Annotated in this window: 21 protein-coding genes and 1 tRNA gene; 5 read left to right on the top strand and 17 right to left on the bottom strand. The window is 60.2% G+C overall.

Features of this window, described 5'->3' with window-relative positions; genetic code table 11:
* Position 1: 1 nt before the first annotated feature.
* From queC to CKW32_RS19770, 4 genes are all read left to right on the top strand, one after another.
* The gene (gene queC / locus CKW32_RS19785) at positions 2-679 is read left to right on the top strand and encodes a 7-cyano-7-deazaguanine synthase QueC (protein WP_032890925.1); all 678 of its coding nucleotides are present in this window, start codon (positions 2-4) and stop codon (positions 677-679) included.
* A 63-nt stretch (positions 680-742) separates the two neighbouring features.
* Positions 743-818, top strand: a tRNA-Lys gene (locus CKW32_RS19780).
* Between the two features lie 190 nt (positions 819-1008).
* The gene (locus CKW32_RS19775) at positions 1009-1587 is read left to right on the top strand and encodes an NAD(P)H-dependent oxidoreductase (RefSeq protein ID WP_095185761.1); all 579 of its coding nucleotides are present in this window, start codon (positions 1009-1011) and stop codon (positions 1585-1587) included.
* A gap of 163 nt (positions 1588-1750) precedes the next feature.
* Positions 1751-2134, top strand: a complete 384-nt coding sequence (locus CKW32_RS19770; RefSeq protein ID WP_032890929.1) for a MerR family transcriptional regulator — start codon at positions 1751-1753, stop codon at positions 2132-2134.
* A 102-nt stretch (positions 2135-2236) separates the two neighbouring features.
* Here the strand turns inward: CKW32_RS19770 and CKW32_RS19765 are convergent, their stop codons facing one another.
* The 11 genes from CKW32_RS19765 to CKW32_RS19715 are packed head-to-tail and all read right to left on the bottom strand — an operon-like array spanning position 2237 to position 16894.
* Positions 2237-4846 (bottom strand): RND family transporter, encoded by a 2610-nt coding sequence (locus CKW32_RS19765; protein ID WP_095185760.1) that lies wholly within the window; start codon positions 4844-4846, stop codon positions 2237-2239.
* 35 nt (positions 4847-4881) lie between these two features.
* Positions 4882-5712: an outer membrane lipoprotein-sorting protein gene (locus CKW32_RS19760; protein WP_032890933.1), complete on the bottom strand. Its 831-nt coding sequence runs from the start codon at positions 5710-5712 to the stop codon at positions 4882-4884.
* A gap of 50 nt (positions 5713-5762) precedes the next feature.
* Positions 5763-7046 carry a DUF1302 family protein gene (locus CKW32_RS19755; RefSeq protein WP_095185759.1) on the bottom strand — a complete coding sequence of 428 codons (1284 nt, stop codon included), beginning with the start codon at positions 7044-7046 and terminating at the stop codon, positions 5763-5765.
* 2 nt (positions 7047-7048) lie between these two features.
* A complete protein-coding gene (locus CKW32_RS19750) occupies positions 7049-7813 on the bottom strand; it encodes an SDR family NAD(P)-dependent oxidoreductase (RefSeq protein WP_095185758.1) in 765 nt (254 codons plus the stop codon).
* Positions 7810-8547: a 3-oxoacyl-ACP reductase family protein gene (locus CKW32_RS19745; RefSeq protein WP_032890939.1), complete on the bottom strand. Its 738-nt coding sequence runs from the start codon at positions 8545-8547 to the stop codon at positions 7810-7812. Before CKW32_RS19745 ends, CKW32_RS19750 begins: the two co-directional genes overlap by 4 nt.
* 9 nt (positions 8548-8556) lie before the next feature.
* Positions 8557-11424: an aminotransferase class III-fold pyridoxal phosphate-dependent enzyme gene (locus CKW32_RS19740; protein ID WP_095185757.1), complete on the bottom strand. Its 2868-nt coding sequence runs from the start codon at positions 11422-11424 to the stop codon at positions 8557-8559.
* Between the two features lie 44 nt (positions 11425-11468).
* Positions 11469-12686: a beta-ketoacyl synthase N-terminal-like domain-containing protein gene (locus tag CKW32_RS19735; protein WP_095185756.1), complete on the bottom strand. Its 1218-nt coding sequence runs from the start codon at positions 12684-12686 to the stop codon at positions 11469-11471.
* The gene (locus CKW32_RS19730; RefSeq protein WP_032890943.1) at positions 12683-13981 is read right to left on the bottom strand and encodes a beta-ketoacyl synthase; all 1299 of its coding nucleotides are present in this window, start codon (positions 13979-13981) and stop codon (positions 12683-12685) included. The genes CKW32_RS19735 and CKW32_RS19730 overlap by 4 nt, the downstream gene beginning before the upstream one ends.
* The gene (locus tag CKW32_RS19725) at positions 13978-15039 is read right to left on the bottom strand and encodes a beta-ketoacyl synthase (RefSeq protein WP_241089467.1); all 1062 of its coding nucleotides are present in this window, start codon (positions 15037-15039) and stop codon (positions 13978-13980) included. The genes CKW32_RS19730 and CKW32_RS19725 overlap by 4 nt, the downstream gene beginning before the upstream one ends.
* 1 nt (position 15040) lies before the next feature.
* On the bottom strand, positions 15041-16315 hold the full coding sequence (locus CKW32_RS19720) for a beta-ketoacyl-[acyl-carrier-protein] synthase family protein (protein ID WP_095185755.1): 1275 nt from the start codon (positions 16313-16315) through the stop codon (positions 15041-15043).
* 9 nt (positions 16316-16324) lie between these two features.
* Positions 16325-16894 carry an acyl carrier protein gene (locus CKW32_RS19715; RefSeq protein ID WP_032890945.1) on the bottom strand — a complete coding sequence of 190 codons (570 nt, stop codon included), beginning with the start codon at positions 16892-16894 and terminating at the stop codon, positions 16325-16327.
* A gap of 325 nt (positions 16895-17219) precedes the next feature.
* Between CKW32_RS19715 and nadA the strand changes: the two genes are divergently transcribed.
* A complete protein-coding gene (gene nadA / locus CKW32_RS19710) occupies positions 17220-18278 on the top strand; it encodes a quinolinate synthase NadA (protein ID WP_032890946.1) in 1059 nt (352 codons plus the stop codon).
* Positions 18279-18416: 138 nt separating this feature from the next.
* On the opposite strand, the gene CKW32_RS19705 is transcribed toward nadA, so the two are convergent.
* From CKW32_RS19705 to gcvH, 6 genes are all read right to left on the bottom strand, one after another.
* Entirely contained in the window at positions 18417-18905 is a 489-nt protein-coding gene (locus CKW32_RS19705) for an RDD family protein (RefSeq protein ID WP_032890948.1), read from the bottom strand.
* 94 nt (positions 18906-18999) lie between these two features.
* Positions 19000-19212: a cold-shock protein gene (locus CKW32_RS19700; RefSeq protein WP_014339904.1), complete on the bottom strand. Its 213-nt coding sequence runs from the start codon at positions 19210-19212 to the stop codon at positions 19000-19002.
* 392 nt (positions 19213-19604) lie between these two features.
* A complete protein-coding gene (gcvT, locus tag CKW32_RS19695; RefSeq protein WP_032890950.1) occupies positions 19605-20729 on the bottom strand; it encodes a glycine cleavage system aminomethyltransferase GcvT in 1125 nt (374 codons plus the stop codon).
* 39 nt (positions 20730-20768) lie between these two features.
* Positions 20769-22145, bottom strand: coding sequence for an L-serine ammonia-lyase (locus tag CKW32_RS19690; protein ID WP_032890951.1), 1377 nt, complete (start codon positions 22143-22145; stop codon positions 20769-20771).
* A gap of 158 nt (positions 22146-22303) precedes the next feature.
* Positions 22304-25141: an aminomethyl-transferring glycine dehydrogenase gene (gcvP, locus tag CKW32_RS19685; protein ID WP_095185754.1), complete on the bottom strand. Its 2838-nt coding sequence runs from the start codon at positions 25139-25141 to the stop codon at positions 22304-22306.
* A gap of 10 nt (positions 25142-25151) precedes the next feature.
* Positions 25152-25535, bottom strand: a complete 384-nt coding sequence (gene gcvH / locus CKW32_RS19680) for a glycine cleavage system protein GcvH (protein WP_095185753.1) — start codon at positions 25533-25535, stop codon at positions 25152-25154.
* Positions 25536-25769 lie beyond the last annotated feature (234 nt).

Genomic DNA, 25769 nt, shown 5'->3' with positions numbered 1-25769 from the left:
GATGACTGATCAAAAGCGCGCAGTCATTCTGCTATCCGGTGGTCTCGACTCCGCCACATTGGTGGCCATGGTGCGAGCGCAAGGCTATAGCTGTTACACCATGAGCTTCGATTATGGCCAACGTCACCGCGCCGAGTTGAACGCGGCTGCGCGTGTCGCCCGCGACCTCGGTGTGATCGAGCACAAGGTGGTTGGCCTGAATCTAGGCGGCATGGGTGGTTCGGCGTTGACCGACAACACCATCGACCTGCCAGAAGCACCCTCGGAAGGCATCCCGGTCACTTACGTACCGGCACGCAACACAGTGTTCCTGTCCCTGGCCCTTGGCTGGGCCGAAGTGCTTAACGCCCGCGACATCTTTATCGGCGTCAATGCGCTGGATTATTCCGGTTACCCGGACTGCCGTCCGGAGTTCGTCGAATCTTTTGAGCGCATGGCCAACCTGGCCACCAAGGCCGGTGTAGAGGGGCAGGGGTTTCGTATCCAGGCGCCGCTGCAAAACATGAGCAAGGCCGATATCGTGAAGGCTGGCGTAGGACTTGGCGTCGATTACGCGCTGACTGTTTCCTGCTATCAGGCAGACGAAGGCGGTAGTGCCTGTGGGAAATGTGACAGCTGCCGGCTGCGTGCAGAGGGCTTCAAAATGGCCGGAATTACGGACCCAACGCGTTATTTCTGATTTATTTCAAATAAGGTGTTGAATAATCCTTAGAAATCAGTATTATACGCGCCACCACACAGCGGGTCGTTAGCTCAGTTGGTAGAGCAGTTGGCTTTTAACCAATTGGTCGTAGGTTCGAATCCCACACGACCCACCATTTTTGGCGGTTTAGAAAATCCGGAAGGCCCACGTAAGTGAGGATTTCCGGGTTTTTTTTTGCCTGCGATTTGGAGCTTACCTGCCGGTGCGCAATGCACCAGGCTATACCAGCATTTGGCAAACCTCCCTGTTGACTCTCCCGTTACGGGCACACCCTATTCTGAACGCTCAACTTTCAGGATGAAGTGATGATGAGTAAGCGAGTTCTGGTGATTTTGGGGCATCCCTCAACCGACAGTTTCTGTGGAGCACTGACCGACACTTATGTGGAGGCGGCTACACGTGCGGGGCATGAGGTGCGTCTGTTACGGCTGGATGCGCTGCGCTTCGATCCCGTGCTGCACGATGGCTACAAGCAGGTTCAGCTCTTGGAGCCTGATCTGCTCAAGGCGCAGTCCGATATCACATGGGCTGAGCACCTGGCGTTTGTGTATCCCATCTGGTGGGGAGGGATTCCGGCCTTGATGAAAGGCTTTTTCGATCGGATATTCCTTCCCGGTTTCGCCTTCAAGTACCGCGAAGGCAAAGCCTTTCCCGACAAGCTCTTGAAGGGGCGCACCGCTCACCTGCTGGTCACGATGGATACCCCGCCGTGGTACTACAAATGGTTCTATCGCATGCCGGGGCTGCACCAGATGCGCAAGACCACGTTGGAGTTCTGCGGCATCAAACCGTTGAAGACCCTCACGTTCGGGCCGATCCTCGGTTCCGGCGATTCCCAGCGACAAGCCTGGCTCAAGCAAGCTCAGGAGATCGCTGCTCGTTGACACACCGCTGTACAGCATCGCCTTGCAACAGGCGATGCCTGCTTCATCTCTGCCACTGCATAGCCTTTTGACACTGTCGGGTTTCAGACGCCGCACACATGTGTGAAGATGCGGCGCGCCAAAGTGCGCACCCCCCGTCTGTGCCATAAAAAAGGACTTTTACATGTATATCGGCAAAGCAGCCCAGCTGTCGGGCACGACAGTCAAGACCATCCGCCACTATGAAGACATTGGTTTGCTGCCACCGCCTGCGCGCGAAGGTAAGTACCGGGTCTATAGCCAGCAAAGCGTTGAACTGCTGACGTTCATCAAATGCGCGCAGCAGCTTGGCTTCAAACTCAAGGAAATGCAGGCGATCCTTCAGGATCACCGCGGCCAGGAGCTGCCGTGGGATTTGGCCAACCAGGCCATTGCGGATAAAAAGCTGGAACTGAAGACTCAGATCGAAGGGTTGCAAAGCATCTACGACGGCCTTGAACAGTTCGAAAGCAGCCTCAAGGACGCCCAGTACCAATGCCAGTTTGAACATCTGTCCAAAACGGCCTGAACGAACGTGCTGCACAATCTCATGAAGCGGTGTGTGCGCTTCGCAAACGCCGGCAATCCGTGGGTGCTCAATGGATATGGCCGGCGTCGTCCTCTTCAGCGTCTATCCCAAAGCGCCCTGGCGTTCTGGGTGTTCGCGTTCATCTCCCCGTTGCTCGGGCACAATGGCTGCGAAGAACCACGGAGATATCAGCGTTACTAACAAAATGGTCATCACACCGCTGGAGAACAGAGCCAGCGCGACCAGCGTGCCCAAGTCAATGACCGGCTTGTAGGCGGAAAACAGCAGGGCCAGGAAACCTACGGAGAAAATCACCACGTTGACCACCGTCGAACGCCCGACACTGTGCATCGCCGTCAAAATCGCCTCGTCCACGTGGATACCTTCCTGGACCAGCAACTTGATACGCGACAGCAGGTGCACCGCGTAATCCACCACGCCCACTACAAGGAACGTTACCAGTGTCGTGCCAATGTTCAGCTCAATGTTCAGCAGGTACATAAAGCCGTACACCGTCACCGAGGTGGTCAGCAGCGTCAGCATGCCCAGAATCCCCAGCCGGACGGATTTCAACCAGAACATCATCATCAGCGTGACCACCAGCAGCGCGAGCGAGAAGCTCAGGACTTGGCCCTGGGTGATCTCCGCCAGGATGCCGGTCCAGATTTTCGGCGTACCGGCATGGGTCACCTGCAGGTTGGCCGGCTTGTTCACCAACAGCCAGGCGTCCAGGCGATCAAGCATGTCTTTGTAGTCGCTGGCCACCGAAGAGGTCATGGTGTAGAGCGTCAAGGCCTTGGAGTAGTCGGCATTGAGCACGTTCTGCAAGTCTGAGCCGCCGCCGTTCTCGAACATCATGATGTGTTGCTCGATCAGCGAGTTTCCGTCGACTTCAAAGGTTTCCGCCTGCCCCTCATCGTTGACTGACGTCACCTGCTCCACGGCCTGCGGTACTCGCAGGTATTCGGGGTTCATGTCATTGAGCACAAGGTTCATGCGCTTGACGTAGGCCGCCACCGAATAGGTATAGCTGACGTTGGGCTGGGACTTGAGAAAGTGGTCGAGTTTGTCGAGGAACTGCACGGTCTCAGTGGTCAGCGCGCCACGCGGAGTCTTGGTATCGAACGCAATCCAGCCAGGGGAAGTGCCCGCGATCCGTGAGCGGTTGATGAACTCATCGGAAACACGCACCGGGCTGTCTTTCTTGAAGTAAGCGATGCCTGAGTCTTCGATATCGACCATGAAGGTAAACACCGTCATCAGCGCCAACATCGGCAAGCTGACCAACAGCACCGGTTTGCGCCAGCGGATCAGGCGGGCACAAAAAGCCACCAGGTAGCGCGAGATAATCGACTCTTTGTGTACGGTTTTACGCAACGGCTGGTCTTTACCCCAGATGGAAATCCACGCCGGAATCAACAGCAGCGAGATGATCAGCGCGGCCGTCAGCCCGATGGACATGAATACCCCGAAATTGCGGATGCTGACGATGTTGTTGGTGGTGGAGATCATGAACGTGGCGATGGTGGTCACGGTGGTCAACACGACCGGGACCACCATGCGGCGCATAGTCTCGCGGTTGGCCTCGCGGTACGTCTTGCCCGCATTGAGTTGCTCATAGTACTCAGCCATCACGTGTATCGCGTCGGCACAGCAGATCGTGAACAAAAATACCGGCAGCACACTGGTAAGCAGGTCGATGGGCACCTTCAACAATGCCATCAGCCCCAGCGTCCAGATTGTGCAGAAGAGGATATTGAACAGCGGCAGGAACACGCCCAAGGGCTTGCGGAAAAAGAACACCAGCATGGAGGTCACGAGCAGGAACACGATCGGAAACAGCAGCGCCAGGTCGTGATCGATGATCTCTTGTTGGGCGGCGATGAAGATCGGGGTTCCGGCGATAAACACTTCATCGGTGAACTGCGGATGTTTGCTCTGATAGTCAGCGACGATTTGGCGAACCTGTTGGTAAGCCCGCAGTTGCGCCTGAGCATCGTCTTGCTTGGTGCCTAACTCGGCCACCACCACCGCGACTTTCCTGTCAGGGGAAACCACTCCACCGACCATTTGCTCATTGCCCATGATCTGGGCTTCGACGAGTTGCGGGTCCATGTCCAAGGCGTGCAGTGTCTTGTGAATCCACAGTTCGCCGTCGGCGCTAAGGCTGATGTTTTCCAGGTCCGCCATCGAGGCCATTTCCTGGATCGGATTGATCCGTTCTGCCAGGAAGGCTAGAAACTGCTGATCGCGTTCCTCCCAGCCCTGGCTGCGGGCGTGATCGCGCAGGGCTTTGGCTTGGGCGTAATCGTTCTGGCTGAACCCATCGCCGAGGATATCGCTGGCCAACAGTTGGGCGCGACTGTCGCTTTCGTGTTTGCCGACAATGCGGCGCAACTCGACCTCATCGTCGGCATTGGCCAGCATCAGCCGGCGAAGGGCCTGGGAGATTTCGAACTGGGCGTTAAGCGACTGAGTGTTAAACACACTGTGCGCATTACTCTGGGCCACCATGACCGAGTCATAGGTGCCGGTGAATTCGTGTTGCAGTTCAATAATGGTTTTTCGCGCTGGATGGCTTTCCTTGAGCAAATAGGGATTGGTGTCCGACATCAGCGAGCCGAGGGCATAGGTGAAGTAGGCCGTGATCGCCACCAGCACAAATACAATCGTGCGCGCATAGCGCTCAACGAAGTTCAGGTATCGTTCCATAGTTCAATCGGTTCCACGAAAGGCAGGCGCAGTATTCAGCGAGCGGAGACGGCAAATTCAGGCAGGTCGCCAGTTTTGAGGCCGCGTTTGATCGCGGTCTGGTTGAACAGCCAGTCGTCCAGTTCGACGTTGTACTGCAACTGGTTGAACTTCAGTTGGGAGCGCGTGCCGGCGATGAAGTCTTCGGTTTCGCTGAGGGTGATGCTGTCGATCTGATCGACTGTCTCGACTTTCAGCGTCCGCATCTGCTTGAACATCACGCCTTTGACGTCGAAGAAATCCTGACGCATGACCAGCCTGTTCTGCTTGTCGATCCAGACCTTGAGTTGGTTGTAGCCGGTTTTGGCCAGGATCTGCGCAGACACCGGCGTGCGCTCGATGACGTAGCATTCACGCCCGTTGATGGTCTCTTCGCCTACCAGTGTCTGGCTGTAGTCGTCGGCCCGGATCTTGTCCAAATCCGCGTAGGAGTAATCACTGCCCATGAATGCGCCACGCTTGTCGGTGGTCGAGATCCGGCGGGTTTGCCGGCTGACCGGCAGGTACATCCATTGGCTGTCCTCGGCACTCAGGGCTTCGTGGGGGTTTTCGATGTGGAAGGCGACGTTGCGGACATCGTTGGGGGCCGAGAAGTACATGGTGAACTTGTCACTGTCCGGGTAATCCTTTTGCAGGTAGCTGAACTCGCGCACCCGGCTGTTGCCTTGCTTGTCCAGCAGGATCAGCGAAACCTGCGACATGAAGCTCTTGCCGTCATTGCGGTCACGGGCCTGACGAATGATTTCGTCGGCGTTCGGGGCGGCCAGAGCCCCCATGCTGGTGAGCATCAGGAGGCTGGCGGTCAGGACCTTGAGGGGCGGCAACATAGAAATTTCCTTTTCTTGAAGTGGTTTTTTTATTGAGGTCGGAACGGGGCTCAGAACAGATAACCCGCCGACACACGCAGTTGGTCGCGCTGGCTGTATTGGCCAAACGTGCGGTCTTCTTTGCCAAAAAACACATCCACCTCCAGCCCCAGCTTCAGCCAGTCCACGGGGGTGTACGTGAAGACGCCTTGCAGCAAGGCGTCGTCCTTGGCGGGAGGGGACATCGCCAGTACCAGGCGGGATTTGAGGCGGTCACGCAGGTGGGTGCCTTCGGCGGACAGCGTGAACAGCGGCTCGCGTTTGTCCTGCACCATGCCCTGCTGCCAGTCGAGCAATTGCTGCTCCTGCCATTGCACGGAGATCAGCCAGTTGCGCAGCAGGTAGTCCACGCCCAGCAAGGACTTGACCATCGGGCTCTGGCTGCTGCCGTGGTTACGGTACGGATTGGTGACGTGCCAGCGGTCGAAGTAGGCCACCTCACTGCGCACCACGATGCTGTGGCCGGCGTCGATCGCCAGGCCGGCACCGCCCATGCTGTAGCGGGGGAACTGGCGCTCCAGAACCACGCGCTGATCGTCAGCGATACCTTCGACGGCATACACCGGGTCTTGCTGGCGGGCGTTGAGGGCGACAAAGCTGGCGTCCACCGAACCGATCCTGCCGTTGGCGCTCATGCCATAGGAGAACCCCTTTTGCCCGCTGTAGTCCGGTTTTGAACCGACCAGGAACAGGTTCGGGTCCGGTACTGCGAACAACGGAGCGTCAAATTCGCTGCCTTGGGCCGGCGCCTGGTTTTTCAGGAAGTCGGTTATCCACAAGGCTTCTACTTCCCACTCGCCCACGGGTTGGGTCAAACGCACCATCGGCACCGCGATGCGGCTGTCTTCAAGCAAGGCCGTCACGCCTTCGCGGTAATCGATAGGGTTGACCTGGTCCAGCACCCGCAACTCATCGGCGCGGCCCCAGACGACTTGCTGCCAACCCACGGTGACCTCACCGTCACCCAGGTAATGGCCCCAATACAGATGCCGCCAGTCGGCACTGAAACGGTAGTCATCCCGTGCCTCCTGGCTATAAGGGTTATGCCCGTCATAGCGCGCGTCGTAGCGTACCCGGCCTTTGGCCTTGTAGTAGCCGCTGTCCCAGTTGTCTTCCAGGTTGGCCTTGAAATACACCGCTTTCTGCGTGACCGGATCATCCCCGTGCAAGCGCAGGGCACTGGCCAATCCCACTTCCGCGTCGGCATGGGTCGGCAGCAGGTCCGCACCCGCCAGGCGTGGCGCCAGCGATATCAGGCCAAGCAACAGGCTGCGTGTGAGCAATGCTGTGTTCATGGCTACATCCCCAACCCGGCGCCGCCGTCGATCATTAGGCTCTGGGCCGTGACGCCGGAGGCCTCCGGGCTGACCAGGTAACGCACCATGGCGGCGACTTCGTCAGCCTGGATGAAACGGCGCAACGGCAGCTTTTTCTTGGCATTGCGCAGGATCTGCTCCTGACTGATTCCGGCAATACTGGCTTGAGTCGCCAATTCGCCTTGAAGCATTGGCGTATCAATCCAGGCTGGCAAAATCGCGTTCACGGTAATCCGGCGCGGTGCCAGGTCCAGCGCCAGTGCTTTTGTCATGCCGATAATGCCGTGCTTGGAGGCGCAGTAAGCGGTGTTGCGGACCTTGCCGATGCGGCCCAGGATCGACGACAAATTGATGATTCGCCCTCGGTCCGCCAGCAGTGGCAGGCACAGCGAAGTGACATAAAAGGTGCCGTTCAGATTGACCGAAATCACCTTGTGCCAGTTGTCCAAGTCCTCCGGTTCGTTCTCGTTGCAGACACCGGCGCTGTTGACCAGGACATCGATGTAACCGAGGCGCACCGACAGGTCGTTGAATAACGCTTGCACGCTCGCAAGGTCGGCGATATCGACGCCATGGGTTTCGATGCTTGCGGCAAATGCCCCGTTGCCGACCCAGCTTTGTAGCTGGGCCAGGTCACGGTCCACCAGGATCAGGCGATGGGCTTCGTCGGTGGCGAAGTGTTCCGCGACTGCGCGGCCAATGCCGTTGGCGGCACCGGAAATCAAAAAAGTTCGAGATGCGCTCATGGCATTTTCAACCCGCCATTGACCGACAACACTTCGCCGGTCACATAGGTGGCGCGGTCGGCCAGGTACAGCACGGCCTCGGCGATATCCCCTGGCACGGCAAAGCGCTTGATCAGCAGACGCGACTGGACCTCCTGCTCGTGGGTTTCGAGCAAGGCGGCGGTCATGTCGGTGCTGACGATCCCCGGCGCCACCGCGTTGACGCGGATATTGCGCGGCGCCAACTCGACCGCCAGGGCACGTGTCAGCGCCTCCACACCACCCTTGGCGGCGGCGTAGCTGCTTTGGCCTTTGCCAGGCTTTTGCGCCGCCACCGAACTCAGGTTGATGATGCAGCCTTGACGCTGGCGCATCATGCCGGGCACCACCTGTTGGCAGCAGAGCAGTGTGCCGATCAGGTTGGTCTGGATCACCTCGCTGATGGCCTCGACCGAGAGCGTTGCCAGCAAACCATCCCGAGTAATCCCGGCGTTGTTGACCAGCAGGTCGATGCGTTCGAAGTGTTGTTCAACCTGTTCGAAAAACGCCTTGATGCTGTGCGCGTCGCTGATGTCGCACTGCGCGGTAAGGCATTCGCCGCCCATCTTTTCGACTTCATCGCGCACCGCCAGGGCCGCCGCTTCGTCACGCACGTAGTTGAATGCAACCCGGTAGCCGGCCTCGGCCAGTGCCAGTACAACCGCTTTGCCGATGCCGCGACTGCCTCCGGTGACTACCGCTGTTTTAGTGGTCATGGCCGTTCCTTAGAGTGAGTTGTGAGTCTTGAACTGCGCCAGGCCAAAGCCATGGATCGCCGCCAACGCACGAATCTGCTGCACTTGTTCGCGGCTGATGTCGCCGTAGGAGTAATGCTGGGTAATTCCCGCAAGCCCCATCAGCACCGACTCGGCCATGCAGGCATACAACTGGCCCTGTTTCAGGTAGGCCCGCACATTCGGCGCGAGCCCGTCGTCGAACGGCGTCTGGACAATGCCACCGTGCATGTACAGCACGTCGCTGCGCTGGGTGCCGATCGCTTGATCAACGTTCAGCGGCACGGCGATGTCGCAGATCACGCTGTGTTCGGCGAAATGCCCAGCGTCGAGAAACGGCTGCGCTGCGTTTGCCGCACACAGCACGATGCGTGCGCGCTTGAGTGCTTGCAGGTCATCGGTGACGGTAATGAAGGCGTTGGCCCCCAGGCGTTCTTGCACCAGGCGCGAGACCTGCAGGCCCAACTGCGAGCTGCTGCCGAAGTCCTTTATCAGCGCGTGAATGCCGTCGATGTCGAGCAGGCGCTGCGCCAGCAAGTCGTCGCTGGCCGTGCCCTTGAGAATCGAGCGGGCCGCGTCGGCGTAAATCAGATGGGCGGTTTTTTCCAGACGGCGCAGCGAGCCATCGCGGCCGCTGCCAATCAGGATCACGTGGTCGACAGCGGCTGACAGCAGCGACGCATAGGTCGACGCCACGTTACCGGCCGCGCCGACCACGGCTGCCGTTTGTGCGTGCAACTCAAGTCCCTGTTGTTTGCAGCCTTGCTCGATGGCCTCAAGGCCCATGCCGATGGTCAAGGCGTTACCGGACGTCAGCGCCATGTCCGGAATTTTCAGGGCCTGGCAGTTGTTGGTCACGATGGAGGTGTACATCCCCAACCCGGCAACGCGGTAGCCATCGGCGCGTGCGTCCAGGATGCGATTGCCGACTTCTTTGCGAATCACGTCGAGATCGCCGCTGATGATGTAGTCCGCCATGGCGTTGGAGTCCATGCACAGTGGGTACAACGTGAACTCCACGGCCATGCCCAGCTTCGAGCGGATCACCACCGGGCCCACGGGCGCCGCCCGGCGTTCCGGTGCGGTGCGTTGCATGAACACACATTTTTGTTCGGTGCTTAGTTGGCCGAGTGAGGGATCGACATCACCGAGGATGTCGGCATCGATCAAGTGATTGATAAAGGCCACGCGGGCGACGATGGGGGTGTCCTGCGGGGCGTTGGGCAGGGCGTTGACCTGGAAGCCGGTGTCGCGCGGCGCGACCGCCGGGATCAGGTCATTGCAAATGGTAGCGGCCAACGGGAACGCATCTCCGCGTTGCAGCATGTCGCAGACCTTTTGCAGGGCTTTGATCAGCCCGTCGATCTCGGCGAATGTGATGCAGGCGGGCGGCTCCAGGCGGATCACATTGGAGTTGCTGCCCGAAGGCGCCACGCGCAGGGCTTCAAACTGCAACAGGTAGCCGGCAATCAGGTAACCCAAGGCGTCGTTGTACTGGGCTGAAGCCTGCACCAGCGAGCTATTTGTGCTTTGGTCATGCAGCTCAAAGCCCAGCAACAGGCCGCGGCCCCGCACATCGGCGATCACCCCTGGGTAGGCCGCCTTGAGCTCAAGCAGTGAGGCCTTTAGGTATTCGCCCTTGGTGTGCACGTCCTTGAGCATCGCTTGGTCATCGGCAAACAGACGATTGAGTGCCGAGAGGGCGATGTGGCAGGAGGCATCGTCTTCGGCGAAGGTCGAGCTGTGGATATAGCTGAAGTCTTTTTCATAGTGGCTGCTGCGAATCACGGTGGCCGCGATCTTCATCAGGCCACCGCCCAGCGCTTTGGACAGGCAGTAGTAATCGCCTTGCAGATTGAAATGACTGCTGGCCAGGAAGGTGCCGGTCCGTCCGAAGCCCGACTGCACCTCGTCGATAATCAACGGGCACTGCTGCTCGTTACACAGGCGACGCAACGCCCGGTAAAAATCAGTCGAGAATTCGATGATGCCGCCTTCGCCCTGGATCGGCTCCATCAGTACGGCGGTGATCGCGCTGAACGCATCGCGCTTGACCAGCAGTTGATCCCCGCTCCATTGCAGGCTCAGCCAATGTCGGGTGTGGCGCGCGGGCAGCTCCTGGAGTTGATGGGGTTGCTGGGGGTCAATGAACTCCACGTTCAGGCCGAAACGCGCGAACGGCTGGCGATACTGGCGGCCGTACGTCAGTTGCACGGTGTTGACCAGTTTGCCGTGAAAACTGCCGCGCAAGGCGACAAAGACCGGCTCGACATGCAATTCGGCGAGGTTGTGCTGGCGCACCGCTTCAACCACCTGGCGCACCGTGGCCGTGTTCAGGTGCACGGGCAGCAGGCCTGCCGGCAAGTCGAGGTCAGCGACATCCACTTCGCGGTAGGCGCGGTCGCTGGAGGTCAATTGGGCCAGGGTGAAGTCGAGTTCGTCGAACTGGCGTTGCAGGTTTTTCTGACGACGAAACTCGGCATGTTTGACGGCAATTTCGACCGCTTCTGCACCACTGTTGGAAAAGGTCGAAATGTATTGTTCGTTGTTCTTCAGCTCGCGATTGAAGGCTTCGCTCAACGCGCGCGCTAGGGCTCCGGCCGTGCCGCGGATCGACATCTGGGCGTTAAAGGGCACGTCATTGCGCAACAGTGTGCAGAGCTGTTCGACAAACTGCGGGTCGTTGTGACCAAACAACGCCGCGCCATAGCCACCGAGAAAATCCGTCACGGTGACCTCGTCACCCTTGCGGTTGCGGTAGAACAATTGACTGCCCAGTGCGCGTTTGAACTCACACTCAAGCCCCAGGGCCTGGAGCAGATCTACAAACTTTGGGCGAACAAAATCACGGTAATCCATCACATCCATGTCCTATAAAAGAGGAGGGTGTTGTACAAAAAACGTCAGGCGTTATTGGCCTGCTCGCTGTACTTCAATTGGTAACAAGCGCTGAAACCGTTGTCGTCGCGGTTGAGCACCAGGCAATCGGTGAGCGTCGTTGAATAGGGAGCGCCCATCACAAAGGGCAGGTGCGCGGCCACGGGTTGGCTTAGCCCGGTAATTGGTGGCACGCGCTGGGCGAGCAGGGCGCAGCGGGCCAGGATCAGGTCTGCCAGGCTGGGAGCCGCACTGAGCAGGCCGGTCACCGGCACGCCACTGGTGATGTGGGCGCCGCCGGTGCGGCCCAGTACGTGGCTCAATTGCCGATCTTTGTCGGGCGTGCCGGTGCCAGTGCACACCAGCAGATCGGTTGGCTGGTCTGGCAGGTTCAGTGCCTCGATAGAGACATGGGCGGTCATTGTTTGCAGGCAGACCTGGGGTTCATCCCCCAGATCCTCCCGACGGCGCAACACCAGGGCTGCCGCGCCTTCACCCGCGATACCGCCCGTGCCTTGCGCGTCGAAAGCTCGCAGGGTCTCCGAGCCGTCCGCACTGATGGTGCCGGCCTGTACCAAGGCGCTGAGTGCCAGGGCATCGAGTTCGCTGCCCGCACCGACAATGATCGCTACATCAATGCGCCCGCTCTGCAACGCGGCACAGGCTTCACGCAAGGCTGCCAGGTTGCCGGAGACGCCCTGCATGTAGGCGTTGCATTCACACTCCAGCTTGAGCGCCAGGCTGGTCACGCCCAGCAGGATATTGCTCAGGCCCTTGAGCACCAGGAACGGATCCTGCGCCCGCTCCTGCAAAATACGTCGGGCCAGCAGGTGCATGTCTGCCCCTTCGCCCTGGCGGCATTCGTGGAGCAATTCGCCGTAGGACGCCAGAGAAGGATGGGTGTATCCACCCTGGCAGCAATAGAGCCCATAGGTCAGGCCGTCTGCACCGGGTGTCAGGTCGGCATCGGCCAGTGCCTGACGAACCGCGCTGACACCCCAGATGACGGCGGGCGTGCAGTAGCGTTGCAGGTTCTGCGCGAGGTCCTGACGACTGCGTTGATGATCGTCATAGTGGATCTGGCCAAAGGCCGTGACCCGCTCGCTATGAAACTGCAAGGAACGCAATGGCTTGATCCCGCTGCGCGACTCGCAGGCCGCAGTCCAGAACGCGTCCACGCCCCATCCGCTGGCCAAGACACAGCCGCTGCCGGCGATAGCGATGGGTGTTTGTGCGGCACTCATTGTGCGTGCTCCTGGTATTTGCCCAGCACCAGGCAGGTATTGAGCCCACCGAAGCCGAATGAATTGCTCAGCGCCACGTCAACCCGGCGGTTGACCGTCTGATGGGCGCAGTAGTCCAGATCACAGTCGTCGGCGGCGCTGTGCAGGTTGAGGGTCGGGGTAATCCGGTCGTGCTGGCAGGCCAGTGCGGTGACGATGAACTCGGGTGCGCCAGCGGCCGCGATCAAGTGCCCGAACTGGGACTTGTTGGCGCTGATTGCCAGCCGTCGATAGTGCTCGTCTTGGGCGAATACCGACTTGATGGCCAGGGTTTCGGCGGCATCGTTGAGCGGGGTGGACGTGCCGTGAGCGTTGATCAGGTCCACCTGTTGCGGGCGGATGCCGGCATCGTGCAAGGCGGTCTGCATCGCCAGGGCGGCGCCTCGCCCTTGCGGGTCGGGTGCGGTGACCTTGTAGCCGTCCAGGCTGCTGCCAAACCCCAGCACTTCGGCATAGGGCACGGCGCCACGGGCAAGGGCGCTCTCCAGGGTTTCGAGCACTACAAAACCACCGCCTTCGCCAGCAACCAGGCCGCTGCGATGGCGATCGAATGGACGGCAAAGCCCGTCGCCCCAGCGTTGCTCGCTGCTGGCTGCGCCCAACAGGTAAAGCGCGGTCATGGTGTCCAGGCTCAACACCGAGTCGGCCCCGCCGGCGACAGCGACGTCGACTTCACCCCTGCGGATCATCTGGAAGGCATTCCCGATGGCCTGGGACGCCCCGGCGCAGGCGCTGCTGATGTTGATCACCGGGCCTTCGCAACCGCTGTCGTCAGCGATCACCCTGGCCAGCCGGTCGTTGCTCTGGCACAGCGAGTGGGCCGCACTGACCTGGTCAGCCTTGGCCATCAAGTGGCGCCATGCAGGGCAAGCCTGCTGCTCGCCGGACACGGTCAGCAGCATGTCCTGAATGTTGTGGGCCGGTGCGCCGGACGCGCACAGTACGGCCGCATCGCGCAGTTGTGCGGCGCTCAGGCCGCTGTCGGTGATCGCTTGGCTGGCCGCCACCCAACCCAACTGGCTGCGTTTTTCCAGGGGCATCTGCCAGGCGCGATGGCCTTTCAAGTAGTCCGGCAGTTGGCGGGTGTCTACTGGCGCGGCGTAACGCACCGGGAAGCTACCGTCGGCCACGCCTTCGGGTTGCCATGGGCGGATGCAGTGCTCGCCGCGCAGCATCTGCGCCCACATTGATTGCCATTCGAAACCGAAACCGGTCACGGCACCCAGGCCGGTTATCACAATCCTTGGTGGGCTCATGCCTGTTTCTCCATGGCTTCTTTGGCCAGTAATACGGCGCCCCAATGGCCCGCACGGCTGTGATTGAGCAGCAATGTGTACCCATCGCGCTGGTCGTGAAGGGTCAGGGCGATTTCAGTCAACAGGGCGCTTGCTCCCAGATCGCCGGTCATGGGCCGGGAGCTGTGAAGCGTCGCCTGGGTGTCTGCGAGCAGAAGCGGCAGGAAGGGGGTGTCCGGCGCGGCGACGACGTGTGCTACGTCGCGCAAACCTACTTTCTCTCGGCTTAATGCTTGTTGGATGACCTTGTGCGCCACGGCGTTCGAGCGTTCGGGGCAAGCACTGTAACCACGGGCGAACCCGGCGATGCGCAAGGCGCCGTGGGTTGGCGTGCACGACGTCAGCAACAGGCACGCTGCGCCTTCCCCATAACGATCCGGCGCCGGGAGTGCAGGCTGTTCGGTGCTGTCGCGCAGGTACAGCGCAGGCGAGAGGTTCGGGCTACTGCTGACCACAACCCCGGCGTCGGCCCGGCCACCGGCGATGTGTTCGAACGCCTCAATCAGCGCATCGACTCCCGCATTTCCCTGTGAGCAGAAACCGCCCATCGGGCCACGGCAGTGCAGCGCCTCGGCTACATAGGCCATGACGCTGCTGTTGAGCATCATCAGTGCGTGCAGCGGCGGGGTATAAGCGAAGAGTTGTGCGAGCAGTGCGTCCGGTTGTTCGGCGATGGCCTGCACGGCTTCCCAGCAGGAACTGGGGCCGTCCACTTCCGGAATGGCGGCCATCAGCGCCACGCGCTCGCCAGGCAGGTGCAAGTCATTCAACGGGCCGGCAAGCTGCCCGGCGCAATACAGCAAACGGGCGCCCTGAGGTTCGACGCTGCGTTGAATCTTGCGGTCGAACACCGTGGTGGGCAGTCGCGGTACGGTCACGGGATAGGCCAGGTGGTCCGGGGCAAAATCCAACGGCTGGGCGGCCCGCACCGGGCCATGTAAATCGGCGCACTCAGTGCCTGCGTGGTTGAACACCGACGCAGCGATCAAGTAGACGGGTTTTGTCTGGAGACTGTTCATTTCATGCATTTCCCAACACCAGCGAACTGTTGACGCCGCCGAAACCGAACGAATTGGACAGCACCACCTTGATGGGCTGTTGCTGGGCTTCGGTCAGGAAGTTCAACTCAGGGAACTCGGCATTTGCCGGGTCATAGTTAAGGGTGGGGAGCAGCACGCCTTGCTGCAGACTCATCAGTGACAGCACCGCCTCAATGGCGCCGCTGGCCGCCAGGGAGTGGCCAATGGCCGATTTGTTGGCGGTGAATGTCATCGTGCTCACGGCGGTGCCGAATACCCGCTCAATCGCCAGGGCTTCACTGCGATCGTTGGCCTGGGTCGAGGTGCCATGGGTATTGACGTGATCGACGGCGTCGCAGTCCAAGCCGGCATTCGCGATGGCGGCTTGCATGCAGTGGGCGTAATGGCTGCCATCGCGGCTGCTGGAGGTGATTTTCTGCGCTTCGCAATAGTTGGCGTAACCCAGGACGCGGCCGATCGGGGTGGCCTTGCGTCGTTCGGCATGTTCCCTGGACTCCAGCACGATCATTGCCGCGCCTTCGCCGAGGACGAAACCGCAGCGGTCGTTCATGAACGGGCGGCTCTGTTGTTCGGCAGTGAGGTCGGCCCGCTGGCAAATGGCACCGAGGCCGTCGAAGCTGTAATAGGACAGTTCATGGGCCATCAACTCAACGGCGCCACAGATGGCCAAGTCGATCTCGCCGCGCTCAATGGCGCGAAACGCACTGCCGATCGCCATGGTGCCGGCCGCGCAGGCATCGGAATGGGTGCTGATATGGTCGCGAATGCCGAGCAGGTTGGCGATGTGCCAAGTCTGCTGATCAATCCGTCGAGCAAACGGGCCGCCCGCCAGTGTGTGCTGATCCAAGTAGCGATCAAGGTCGACGCTGCCGGCGTCGTCCATATAGCGGCTGGCCTCTTGCAGGTCACGGCTCACGCAATGCTTGTTGGCGCCGAGGAACACACCGCTGGCCGCGCGGGAGAAGTCCGCGGGAACCAGGCCGGCCTGCTGGAGCGCTTGCCTGGCAACAAACTCGGCGAGCAGGCACTGACGGGGCAGTGGCGTGGCGCCCACCGCAACCTGAGCGCCAATGGCGTGCCACTGATCGTGACCGATATAACCTGCGGCGTTTACCGCAAAACCCAGCTCGGCAAACACCGGGTGTTGACGAATGCACGACCGCTTGGAGCTGATCTGCGAAAACAACGTTGCAGCGTCCAGTACCGTGGGCGCTACCAGCCCGTAGCCTGTGACTAAAACCTCTCGCGGCCCCATGAAAAACTCCTAGGCCGTTTCTGGCAAACGGGACGCGGCAAACTGCTCTACCAGTTGGCGAGAAATTTCGTCGCCTTCCAGCGGCGTCAGTCGCGCACTGCAACCGCCGCACACCACTTGGCGACGCTCATTGAGACGTGCCTGCTCGGCGTTGCACTCAGGGCAGGTGGCGGGCAAGTGGTCAAACATCCGGTAGCACTGTTCGGCCCAATTGCGCACGGTCGTGGCCGCGAACACATCTGCCGGCTGCATGCCTGGACGCAATTGGCCGGGCGCAAATGCGCTCAGGCTTTGCTCCAGAAGGTCTACGCCGGACTGGGTGATACGGCCTTTTTCGACCAGCTCGCTCACGTCGCCAAACACCGCTACCGCATGGTCCAGCACGCTGGTCTTGGGCAATGTGCAGCCGTAATGGCGACCTAGCTGAAAACTCAGGTCGACGATATCCAGGGAGTCGGCATTGAGGTCCTCGACGATGCTGCTGTGTTCGTTCACCTCTGTGAGGTCCATCACCAACAGCTGCGCGAGGATTTCGCGGGTAGTGGTAATGACGCTGTTCAAGTCCAATGGATTGTTCATCGGCTATCTCCCTATAACGCGTGAATGGGGGGCTAAGCAGTGGCGCTGAGGGGCCATTTGCTTGAGGTGATGTGTGAAGGCGGCGCAGCGTAAACCCTCCCCTGAGGGGGAGAGTCAATGTGCCATTACCCTTTTTTGTCGGACAATCGAACGCGTCAAAAGCCAGATTAGGCTTTTGAATCCATTCGATATTCTGTAGCCTTGCGCAGCTTCACTTTTAGCCGTGCTTGATGAACACAATCACTTCGTCCGGCGGCGCCCGAAGGGCTCCAGAGCCGGTGGTACACTCGACTTTCGCGCTACTGCGCCTGCAGGTCTTGCGAACATGACGCAGATATCTGAACGCCTACTGGTTCAAGCCCACCTCGACGCCAAGCAGCCCAAGGCCCTCAGCGCCGATGAAGAGGCGAGCCTGCGTGCCGCCATCGCCGCCGAGCTGAAAGCTCAGGACGCGGTATTGGTTGCCCACTTCTATTGCGATCCGGTGATCCAGGCCCTGGCCGAAGAAACCGGCGGCTGCGTCTCCGACTCCCTGGAAATGGCCCGCTTCGGCGCCGCCCACCCGGCCAAGACCGTACTGGTCGCCGGTGTGCGTTTCATGGGCGAGACCGCCAAGATCCTCACCCCCGAAAAACGCATCCTCATGCCAACCCTGGAAGCCACGTGCTCCCTGGACCTTGGTTGCCCGGTCGATGAATTTTCGGCGTTCTGCGACCAGCATCCCGAGCGCACGGTGGTGGTGTATGCCAACACCTCGGCGGCGGTCAAAGCCCGAGCCGATTGGGTGGTGACCTCCAGCTGCGCGCTGGAAATCGTCGAAAGCCTGATGGACAACGGCGAGACCATCATCTGGGGACCGGACAAGCACCTGGGCACTTACATCCAGCGTCAGACCGGTGCCGACATGCTGCTGTGGGACGGTGCCTGCATCGTCCACGAAGAGTTCAAGTCCAAGCAGCTCGAAGACATGAAGGCGCTATACCCCGATGCAGCGATCCTGGTACATCCGGAATCGCCGACCGCGGTGATCGAACTGGCGGATGCCGTAGGTTCTACCAGCCAACTGATCGCTGCGGCGCAACGACTGCCGAACAAAACCTTTATCGTCGCCACCGACCGCGGCATCTTCTACAAGATGCAGCAGCTGTGCCCGGACAAGGTCTTCGTCGAAGCGCCCACGGCCGGTAACGGCGCGGCGTGCCGCAGTTGCGCGCATTGCCCGTGGATGGCGATGAACACGCTGGAGCGCACGTTGCAGTGCCTGCGTGAGGGCAGCAATGAGATTTTCGTCGAGCCGTCGGTGATTCCTCACGCTGTTCGACCGCTCAAGCGCATGCTGGATTTCACCCAGGCGGCGCGCCTGAAGCTGGCGGGCAACGCCTGAACCGAGGCAAGCTCGGTTAAAAATGTGAGAGGGGGCTTGCCCCCGATGATGGTGTGTCAGTCAATAGAAATATTGAATGTAGAGCCGCTATCGGGGGCAAGCCCCCTCCCACATGTAGATCTTTAATTAAGAAGGGTTTTATTTCTTTTGCTTCGGGATGCGCACTAACTGGGTGTCCGAATAGATGTCATGCCAACCGCGTTTCTGTTTATCGAACAACGCCCAGATAAACCCCAGCCCCACGCACAACCACGACGCAATCGACACCACAAAGCGCAACAGCGCCTGCCACAGGCTGATGCGCGAGCCATCGGCGTTCTGCACGCGCACGCCCCACACCTGCATGCCCAGGGTCTGCCCGGAATGGGTCCAGAACTTGGCGAAGAAGCCGAACAGCACAAAGAACAGAATCGTCGACAGCAGCGGGTCGCCGTCCAGGGCACCGGATTCGGTGAGGGTGCGCATCCTGGCTTCGCCTAGAAATGCCATCCACACCAGCTTGTAGATAAACGCGGTGACGATCAGCAGGGCGGTGCACAACAGGAAGTCATAGAACATCGCTGCCAGGCGACGGCCCAGGCCAACGGCGGGGAATTCGCCTTGGGGGCTCAGCAGGGGTTTGGACATGGCAGGATTCTCTGAGGAAAAAACGCATTTTACGGAATCGCGTCCATAAAAAAGCCCCTGATGTCATATCAGGGGCTTTTTGTCGCAGTAAGGATCAACCTTCTGCTTGTACTTCGTCAGCCTGCATGCCTTTTTGGCCCTGCACCGCAACGAATGTCACTTTCTGGCCTTCTTTGAGGCTCTTGAACCCGTTGCCCTGAATAGCGCGGAAATGCACGAACAGATCCGGACCGCTTTCTGGAGTGATAAAACCAAACCCTTTTTCGTCGTTAAACCACTTGACGGTACCGCTCTGACGATCAGCCATTTTCTTATTTCCTTGACGCTATAAATTAATGACAGCCCCTTTCACATGAAAGAGTACTGGGCTGGGTTGCAGGAAAGTAAGAGACGTCGAACGGGTTGTAGCACAACTACTTCAGCTACTGCCCAGGTCCAGGTTCCAAGCGACCCATGCAAACACAGTGGGCAAACTCTACGCCAACTAATAGAGAAAAAACAAGCCCTGCAAAACCCCATGTTTTGCTCGGCCTCATGACACTTCGTTGAATAATGTAGAGCGGACTTATTCGATAGATTCGCTCACTTGTTATAGCGGTACACCTATAACAATAACTATCGAGAATGCACTGTTTTATGGCGGTTGCGTTACAGATTAGTGCACGTTAACGCAACCGCGTTACTTATAGGAACAGTCAATCAACCACGATAGTAACGCTGTGGCACGAATGGCATTTTACTTACACGAAGCGGCACCTTTTTCCCACGCACCAACGCAGAGACTTCGGTATCCAGTGCAATGAATGCGCTGTCCAGGTAACCCATGGCCAAAGGGCCGCCGAGGCTGGGGCCAAAGCCGCCGCTGCAGACGCTGCCGATCACAGTGCCGTGCTCATCGACAATTTCTGCCCCTTCGCGCACCGGAGTGCGTTCCTGGGGTAACAGGCCGACGCGTTTGCGGCTTACACCGGTCTGCTGCTGGGTGAAGATTCGGTCGGCACCCGGGAAGCCGCCGGCACGTGCGCCATCGGCACGGCGGGCCTTGGAGATGGCCCACAGCAGGCTGGCTTCAATCGGTGTGGTCTCGGTGTTCATGTCGTGGCCGTACAGGCACAGGCCGGCTTCCAGGCGCAGGGAGTCGCGGGCGCCCAGGCCGATGGCCTGTACTTCGCTCTCGGCCAACAGGCTGCGCGCAAGGCTTTCGGCATTGGCCGCAGGTACGGAGATTTCAAAGCCGTCTTCACCGGTATAACCGGAGCGGCTGACGTAGCAGTCCACACCCAGCAGGCGCAGCGAAGCGAACTGCATAAAGGTCATCTTGGTCACTTCCGGCGCCAGGCGCGCCAGCACCTTCACCGCTGCGGGGCCTTGCAGGGCAAGCAGGGCGCGTTCTTCGAACAGCGGCTCGATGGTGCACTGATCACCAATGTGTTTGCGCAGGTGCGCCAAGTCCTGGTCCTTGCAGGCGGCGTTGACCACCAGGAACAGTTCGTCGTTGCCCAGGTTGGCAACCATCAGGTCATCCAGGATGCCGCCTTGCTCGTTGGTGAACATTGCGTAGCGCTGCATACCTACGGGCAGGTCGATGATGTCCACGGGCACCAGGGTTTCCAGGGCCTTGGCGGCATTGGCGCCGGTCAGGCGGATCTGGCCCATGTGGGACACGTCAAATAACCCGGCGTGTTCACGGGTGTGCAGGTGTTCCTTCATCACACCCAGTGGATATTGCACCGGCATGTCATAGCCGGCGAAGGGCACCATGCGTGCGCCCAGTTCGATGTGCAGGGCGTGCAATGGGGTTTTCAACAGGGTTTCGGTGGACATATTCAGCTCCTGAAAAACGTGCTGCCGCGCCTTTAGGCGTCAGCACTCGATAATGTTGACCGCCAAACCGCCACGGGCGGTTTCCTTGTATTTGCTTTTCATATCGGCACCGGTCTGGCGCATGGTGCGGATGACCTTATCCAGCGAAACGAAATGCTGCCCGTCGCCGCGCAAAGCCATGCGCACCGCATTGATGGCCTTCACCGAGCCCATGGCGTTGCGCTCGATGCACGGCACCTGAACCAGGCCGCCAATCGGATCGCAGGTCAGGCCGAGGTTGTGTTCCATGCCGATCTCGGCAGCGTTCTCCACTTGGGACACGCTGCCGCCCAGCACTTCGCACAGCGCCCCGGCAGCCATGGAACAGGCCACGCCGACTTCGCCCTGACAACCGACTTCGGCGCCGGAGATCGACGCGTTTTCCTTGTACAAAATCCCGATGGCGGCGGCGGTGAGCAGGAAGCGCACCACGCCGTCTTCGTTCGCGCCTGGGATAAAGCGCATGTAGTAATGCAGCACGGCCGGAATGATCCCGGCTGCACCATTGGTGGGCGCCGTGACCACGCGCCCGCCGTTGGCGTTTTCTTCGTTGACCGCCAGCGCGTACAGGTTGACCCAATCGAGCACCGACAACGGATCACGCAGCGCCGATTCCGGGTGCTTGCACAGTTGGCGATGCAGCGCGGCGGCACGGCGTTTGACCTTCAGGCCACCGGGCAAAATCCCTTCATTGCGACAACCGGCGTCCACGCAGTCCTGCATCACCTGCCAGATTTTCAGCAGGCCAGCGCGGGTTTCCGCCTCAGGGCGCCAGGCACTTTCATTGGTCAGCATCACTTGGCTGATGGACAGGCCGTAAGTGGCGCAATGGCCGAGCAAGTCCTTGGCGTGCTTGAAGGGGAATGTCAGCGGCGTGGCATCTTCGACAATCCGGTCGGCACCGGCGGCGTCTTCATCCACTACAAAACCACCGCCGACCGAGTAGTACTCGCGGCTGCGAATCTGGATGTTGGCAGCGTCGAAGGCACGAAAAATCATGCCGTTGGGATGGTAGGCGAGGGGCTTGCGAATCATCGCCAAGTGTTCTTTCTCGTTGAACGCAATGCTGTGTTCGCCGAGCAGGTTCAAGCGGCCATCGCTGCGCATCTGCGCCAGGCGTGCGGCGACGGTTTCAGTGTTCACGGTGTCCGGGTGTTCGCCTTCCAGGCCAAGCAACACAGCCTTGTCGCTGCCGTGACCTTTACCGGTGGCGCCGAGGGAACCATAGAGTTCCACCTTGATGCTGCAGGTGGTGGTCAGCAGGTTGTCACGTTTGAGGCCTTCGACGAATCGAGCGGCGGCGCGCATGGGGCCGACGGTGTGGGAACTGGAGGGGCCGATGCCAATCTTGAACAGGTCGAACACGCTTAAAGACATGAGTGGTTCTCCGGTTTCTTATTATGTTTTGGGTGTGCTCGGTCAGTGTGGGAGGGGGCTTGCTCCCGATGGCAGTGCGTCAGTCAACAGAGATGTTGAATGTAAAACCGCCATCGGGAGCAAGCCCCCTCCCACATTTGATTGAGTTCAGCCTCAGGTTACGCGTAGCTCTCGATTGAAGGGCATGCGCATACGAGATTGCGATCACCAAACACGTTGTCGACCCGACCAACCGGCGGCCAGTACTTGCCTTCGATCAGCGAAGCAACCGGATACACCGCCTGTTCACGGCTGTAGGGGTGGCTCCATTCGCCCACCAGTTCCGCCGCAGTGTGCGGGGCGTTCTTGAGTGGGTTGTCGTCCTTGTCCAGGGTGCCGTTTTCCACTGCGCGGATTTCTTCGCGAATGGCGATCATGGCGTCGCAGAAGCGGTCCAGTTCTTCTTTGGATTCACTTTCCGTCGGCTCGATCATCAAGGTGCCGGCCACCGGGAACGACATGGTCGGTGCGTGGAAACCGAAGTCGATCAGGCGCTTGGCCACGTCATCCACGCTGATGCCGCTGCTGTCTTTCAGTGGGCGCAGGTCGAGGATGCATTCATGCGCCACCAGGCCGTTGCTGCCGGTGTAGAGCACGGGGTAGTGCTCTTCGAGGCGACGGGAAATGTAGTTGGCATTCAGGATCGCCAATTGCGAAGCGCGCTTGAGGCCAGCGCCGCCCATCATGCTGATATACATCCAGGTGATCGGCAGAATGCTCGCGCTGCCGAACGGTGCCGCACAGACCGCGCCTTCCTTGCGCTCCATGGCCGCGTGGCCCGGCAGGAATGGCGTGAGGTGGGACTTGACGCCAATCGGGCCAACGCCCGGGCCGCCACCGCCGTGAGGAATGCAGAACGTCTTGTGCAGGTTCAGGTGGGACACGTCGCCGCCGAACTTGCCCGGGGCGCAGAGGCCGACCATCGCGTTCATGTTAGCGCCGTCGATGTACACCTGGCCGCCGTTGTCGTGGATGACGCCGCAAATCTCGCGGATGCCTTCCTCGAACACGCCGTGGGTAGACGGGTAGGTGATCATCAGTGCCGCGAGGTGATCGCGGTGCTCGATGGCCTTGGCGCGCAGGTCTTCAATGTCCACGTTGCCACGTGCGTCGCAGGCGGTCACGACCACGCGCATGCCAGCCATGTTGGCGGTGGCCGGGTTGGTGCCGTGGGCCGACGACGGGATCAGGCAGATGTCGCGGCGTTCGTCGCCACGGCTCTGGTGATAGGCACGAATGGCCAATAGACCGGCGTATTCGCCTTGGGAACCGGCGTTCGGCTGCAGCGAGATCGCGTCATAGCCGGTGGCCGCGCAGAGCATGGCTTCCAAGTCGGAGGTCAGTTGCAGGTAGCCGGCGCTTTGTGCGGCCGGTGCGAAGGGGTGCAGGGCACCGAATTCGGCCCAGGTCACCGGGATCATTTCGCTGGCGGCGTTGAGCTTCATGGTGCACGAGCCCAGCGGGATCATGGTGCGGTCCAGGGCCAGGTCTTTGTCTGCCAGCTTGCGCAGGTAGCGCATCAACTCGGTTTCGGAGTGATAACGGTTGAACACCGGGTGGCTGAGGATCGGCGACTGGCGCAGCAGCGCGGCCGGCAGGGTGCTCTCAGTTTCCGCGAAGGCTGGCAGGGCCTTGCCGTCGGCGAAGATCGCCCACAGGGTTTCGATATCGGCTGGGGTGGTGGTTTCGTCCACCGACAGGCCAACACGCTCAGCGTCCACCACACGCAGGTTGATGCGCTGGGCGCGGGCCTTATCGTGCAGGGCGGCGGTGTGGGCGCCGGTGTTGAGGGTGAGGGTGTCGAAGAAGTGTTGCTGCTCGACCTTCAGGCCCAGCGCGGTCAAGCCCTTGGCGAGGATCGCGGTCAGTTGGTGAATGCGCTGGGCGATCTGGGTCAGGCCTTTAGGCCCGTGGTACACGGCATACATGCTGGCGATGTTGGCCAGCAGCACTTGGGCGGTGCAGATGTTGCTGGTGGCCTTCTCGCGGCGGATATGTTGCTCGCGGGTCTGCATGGCCAGGCGCAGGGCCGGCTTGCCGAAGCGGTCAACAGACACACCGACCAGACGGCCCGGCATGTCGCGCTTGAACGCATCCTTGGTGGAGAAGTACGCCGCGTGCGGGCCACCGAAGCCCAGCGGCACGCCGAAGCGTTGTGCGCTGCCGATGGCTACGTCGGCGCCGAATTCGCCCGGAGGGGTCAGCAGGGTCAGGGCCAGCAGATCGGCGGCCACGGCTACCAATGCGTTGGCGGCGTGGAAGCGTTCGGTCAGTTCGCGGTAGTCGAACACGTCACCGTTGCTGGCCGGGTATTGCAGCAGGGCGCCGAAGAACGGGCTGACGTCGGTCAGTTCACGCTCATCGCCCACAACCACATCAATGCCCAGCGGTTCGGCGCGGGTACGCAGCACGTCGAGGGTCTGCGGGTGACTGTGCACCGAGGCGAAGAAGGCGTTGCTGCCTTTGTTCTTGCTCAGGCGTTTGCAGAAAGTCATGGCTTCGGCAGCGGCGGTGGCTTCGTCCAGCAGCGAGGCGTTGGCGATCGGCAGGCCGGTGAGGTCGCTGATCAGGGTCTGGAAGTTCAGCAGCGCTTCCAGGCGGCCTTGGGAAATTTCTGGCTGGTACGGGGTGTAGGCGGTGTACCAGGCGGGGTTTTCCAGCAGGTTGCGCAGGATCGGTGACGGCGTGTGGCAGTTGTAGTAGCCCTGGCCGATGTAGGTCTTGAACAGTTGGTTCTGGCTGGCGATGGCCTTGATCTTCGCCAGGGCCTCGGCTTCGCTCAGGCCGTCTTCCAGGCCGAGCACGCTGGTGCCCTTGATGCTTTCCGGGATCACACTGGCGCTCAGGGCTTCCAGGGAGTCAAAGCCCAGGCTGGCGAGCATGTGCTGCTCATCTTCCTGGCGCGGGCCGATGTGGCGGGCGATGAATTCGTTAGCGGTGCTGAGATTGATCGTCATGGTGCGCTCCTCAGGCTTCAGCGTTGGCTTTGATCAGGCGGTCGTACGCATCCTGATCCAACAGCTTAGCCACTGCGTCGGCATCGGCCGGTTTAAAGCGGAAGAACCAGCCTTCGCCCGTTGGATCTTCGTTGACCAGTTCCGGGCTGCCATCGAGCTTGTCGTTCACTTCGAGGACTTCACCGTCCAACGGCATGTACACACCGCTGGCAGCTTTTACCGACTCCACGGTGGACGCTTCGGCGCCCTTGTCATAGGTCTGCAGCTCAGGCAGTTGCACGAAAACCACATCACCCAGCGCGTTCTGCGCAAATGCGGTAATGCCCACGGTGACGCTGCCATCGGCTTCGGCACGCAGCCATTCGTGATCTTCAGTAAAACGCAACTCGCTCATGGAAATTCCTCAGGGCCAGATTCGTCTGGTGGACGGGATTGGAATAATGGGGAGTTACTTAGCAAGATCGCGGCCAATGTTATTAATCACTTATAAATCAATAGCTTAATAATTTTGGCTGCGACGTTGGCGATGGCGGCTGTAGCGATTTCGATACAGCGCGGTGCGCGAAAAAAAGCCTATGTGGATCAAAGCCTTGCATGGCGCGTAAAAAGCAGGACTGTAGCGATATCG

The sequence above is a fragment of the Pseudomonas sp. Irchel 3H9 genome (genome assembly GCF_900187495.1).
Lineage (GTDB): Bacteria > Pseudomonadota > Gammaproteobacteria > Pseudomonadales > Pseudomonadaceae > Aquipseudomonas > Aquipseudomonas sivasensis.
Note: the sequence above shows the minus strand (reverse complement) of the source record. Positions and strands in the feature narration are given on the sequence as shown.

What these genes read in the sequence shown, in the direction of transcription:
- CKW32_RS19730 (WP_032890943.1), bottom strand. Translation starts at nt 13,981, where the DNA reads ATGAGCCCACCAAGGATTGTGATAACCGGCCTGGGTGCCGTGACCGGT.
- gcvP (WP_095185754.1), bottom strand. Translation starts at nt 25,141, where the DNA reads ATGACGATCAATCTCAGCACCGCTAACGAATTCATCGCCCGCCACATC.
- nadA (WP_032890946.1), top strand. Translation starts at nt 17,220, where the DNA reads ATGACGCAGATATCTGAACGCCTACTGGTTCAAGCCCACCTCGACGCC.
- CKW32_RS19750 (WP_095185758.1), bottom strand. Translation starts at nt 7,813, where the DNA reads ATGAGCGCATCTCGAACTTTTTTGATTTCCGGTGCCGCCAACGGCATT.
- CKW32_RS19690 (WP_032890951.1), bottom strand. Translation starts at nt 22,145, where the DNA reads ATGTCTTTAAGCGTGTTCGACCTGTTCAAGATTGGCATCGGCCCCTCC.
- gcvH (WP_095185753.1), bottom strand. Translation starts at nt 25,535, where the DNA reads ATGAGCGAGTTGCGTTTTACTGAAGATCACGAATGGCTGCGTGCCGAA.
- CKW32_RS19735 (WP_095185756.1), bottom strand. Translation starts at nt 12,686, where the DNA reads ATGAGTGCCGCACAAACACCCATCGCTATCGCCGGCAGCGGCTGTGTC.
- CKW32_RS19715 (WP_032890945.1), bottom strand. Translation starts at nt 16,894, where the DNA reads ATGAACAATCCATTGGACTTGAACAGCGTCATTACCACTACCCGCGAA.
- CKW32_RS19740 (WP_095185757.1), bottom strand. Translation starts at nt 11,424, where the DNA reads ATGGATTACCGTGATTTTGTTCGCCCAAAGTTTGTAGATCTGCTCCAG.
- CKW32_RS19705 (WP_032890948.1), bottom strand. Translation starts at nt 18,905, where the DNA reads ATGTCCAAACCCCTGCTGAGCCCCCAAGGCGAATTCCCCGCCGTTGGC.
- CKW32_RS19765 (WP_095185760.1), bottom strand. Translation starts at nt 4,846, where the DNA reads ATGGAACGATACCTGAACTTCGTTGAGCGCTATGCGCGCACGATTGTA.
- CKW32_RS19700 (WP_014339904.1), bottom strand. Translation starts at nt 19,212, where the DNA reads ATGGCTGATCGTCAGAGCGGTACCGTCAAGTGGTTTAACGACGAAAAA.
- CKW32_RS19725 (WP_241089467.1), bottom strand. Translation starts at nt 15,039, where the DNA reads ATGAACAGTCTCCAGACAAAACCCGTCTACTTGATCGCTGCGTCGGTG.
- CKW32_RS19745 (WP_032890939.1), bottom strand. Translation starts at nt 8,547, where the DNA reads ATGACCACTAAAACAGCGGTAGTCACCGGAGGCAGTCGCGGCATCGGC.
- CKW32_RS19760 (WP_032890933.1), bottom strand. Translation starts at nt 5,712, where the DNA reads ATGTTGCCGCCCCTCAAGGTCCTGACCGCCAGCCTCCTGATGCTCACC.
- CKW32_RS19720 (WP_095185755.1), bottom strand. Translation starts at nt 16,315, where the DNA reads ATGGGGCCGCGAGAGGTTTTAGTCACAGGCTACGGGCTGGTAGCGCCC.
- CKW32_RS19775 (WP_095185761.1), top strand. Translation starts at nt 1,009, where the DNA reads ATGATGAGTAAGCGAGTTCTGGTGATTTTGGGGCATCCCTCAACCGAC.
- queC (WP_032890925.1), top strand. Translation starts at nt 2, where the DNA reads ATGACTGATCAAAAGCGCGCAGTCATTCTGCTATCCGGTGGTCTCGAC.
- CKW32_RS19755 (WP_095185759.1), bottom strand. Translation starts at nt 7,046, where the DNA reads ATGAACACAGCATTGCTCACACGCAGCCTGTTGCTTGGCCTGATATCG.
- gcvT (WP_032890950.1), bottom strand. Translation starts at nt 20,729, where the DNA reads ATGTCCACCGAAACCCTGTTGAAAACCCCATTGCACGCCCTGCACATC.
- CKW32_RS19770 (WP_032890929.1), top strand. Translation starts at nt 1,751, where the DNA reads ATGTATATCGGCAAAGCAGCCCAGCTGTCGGGCACGACAGTCAAGACC.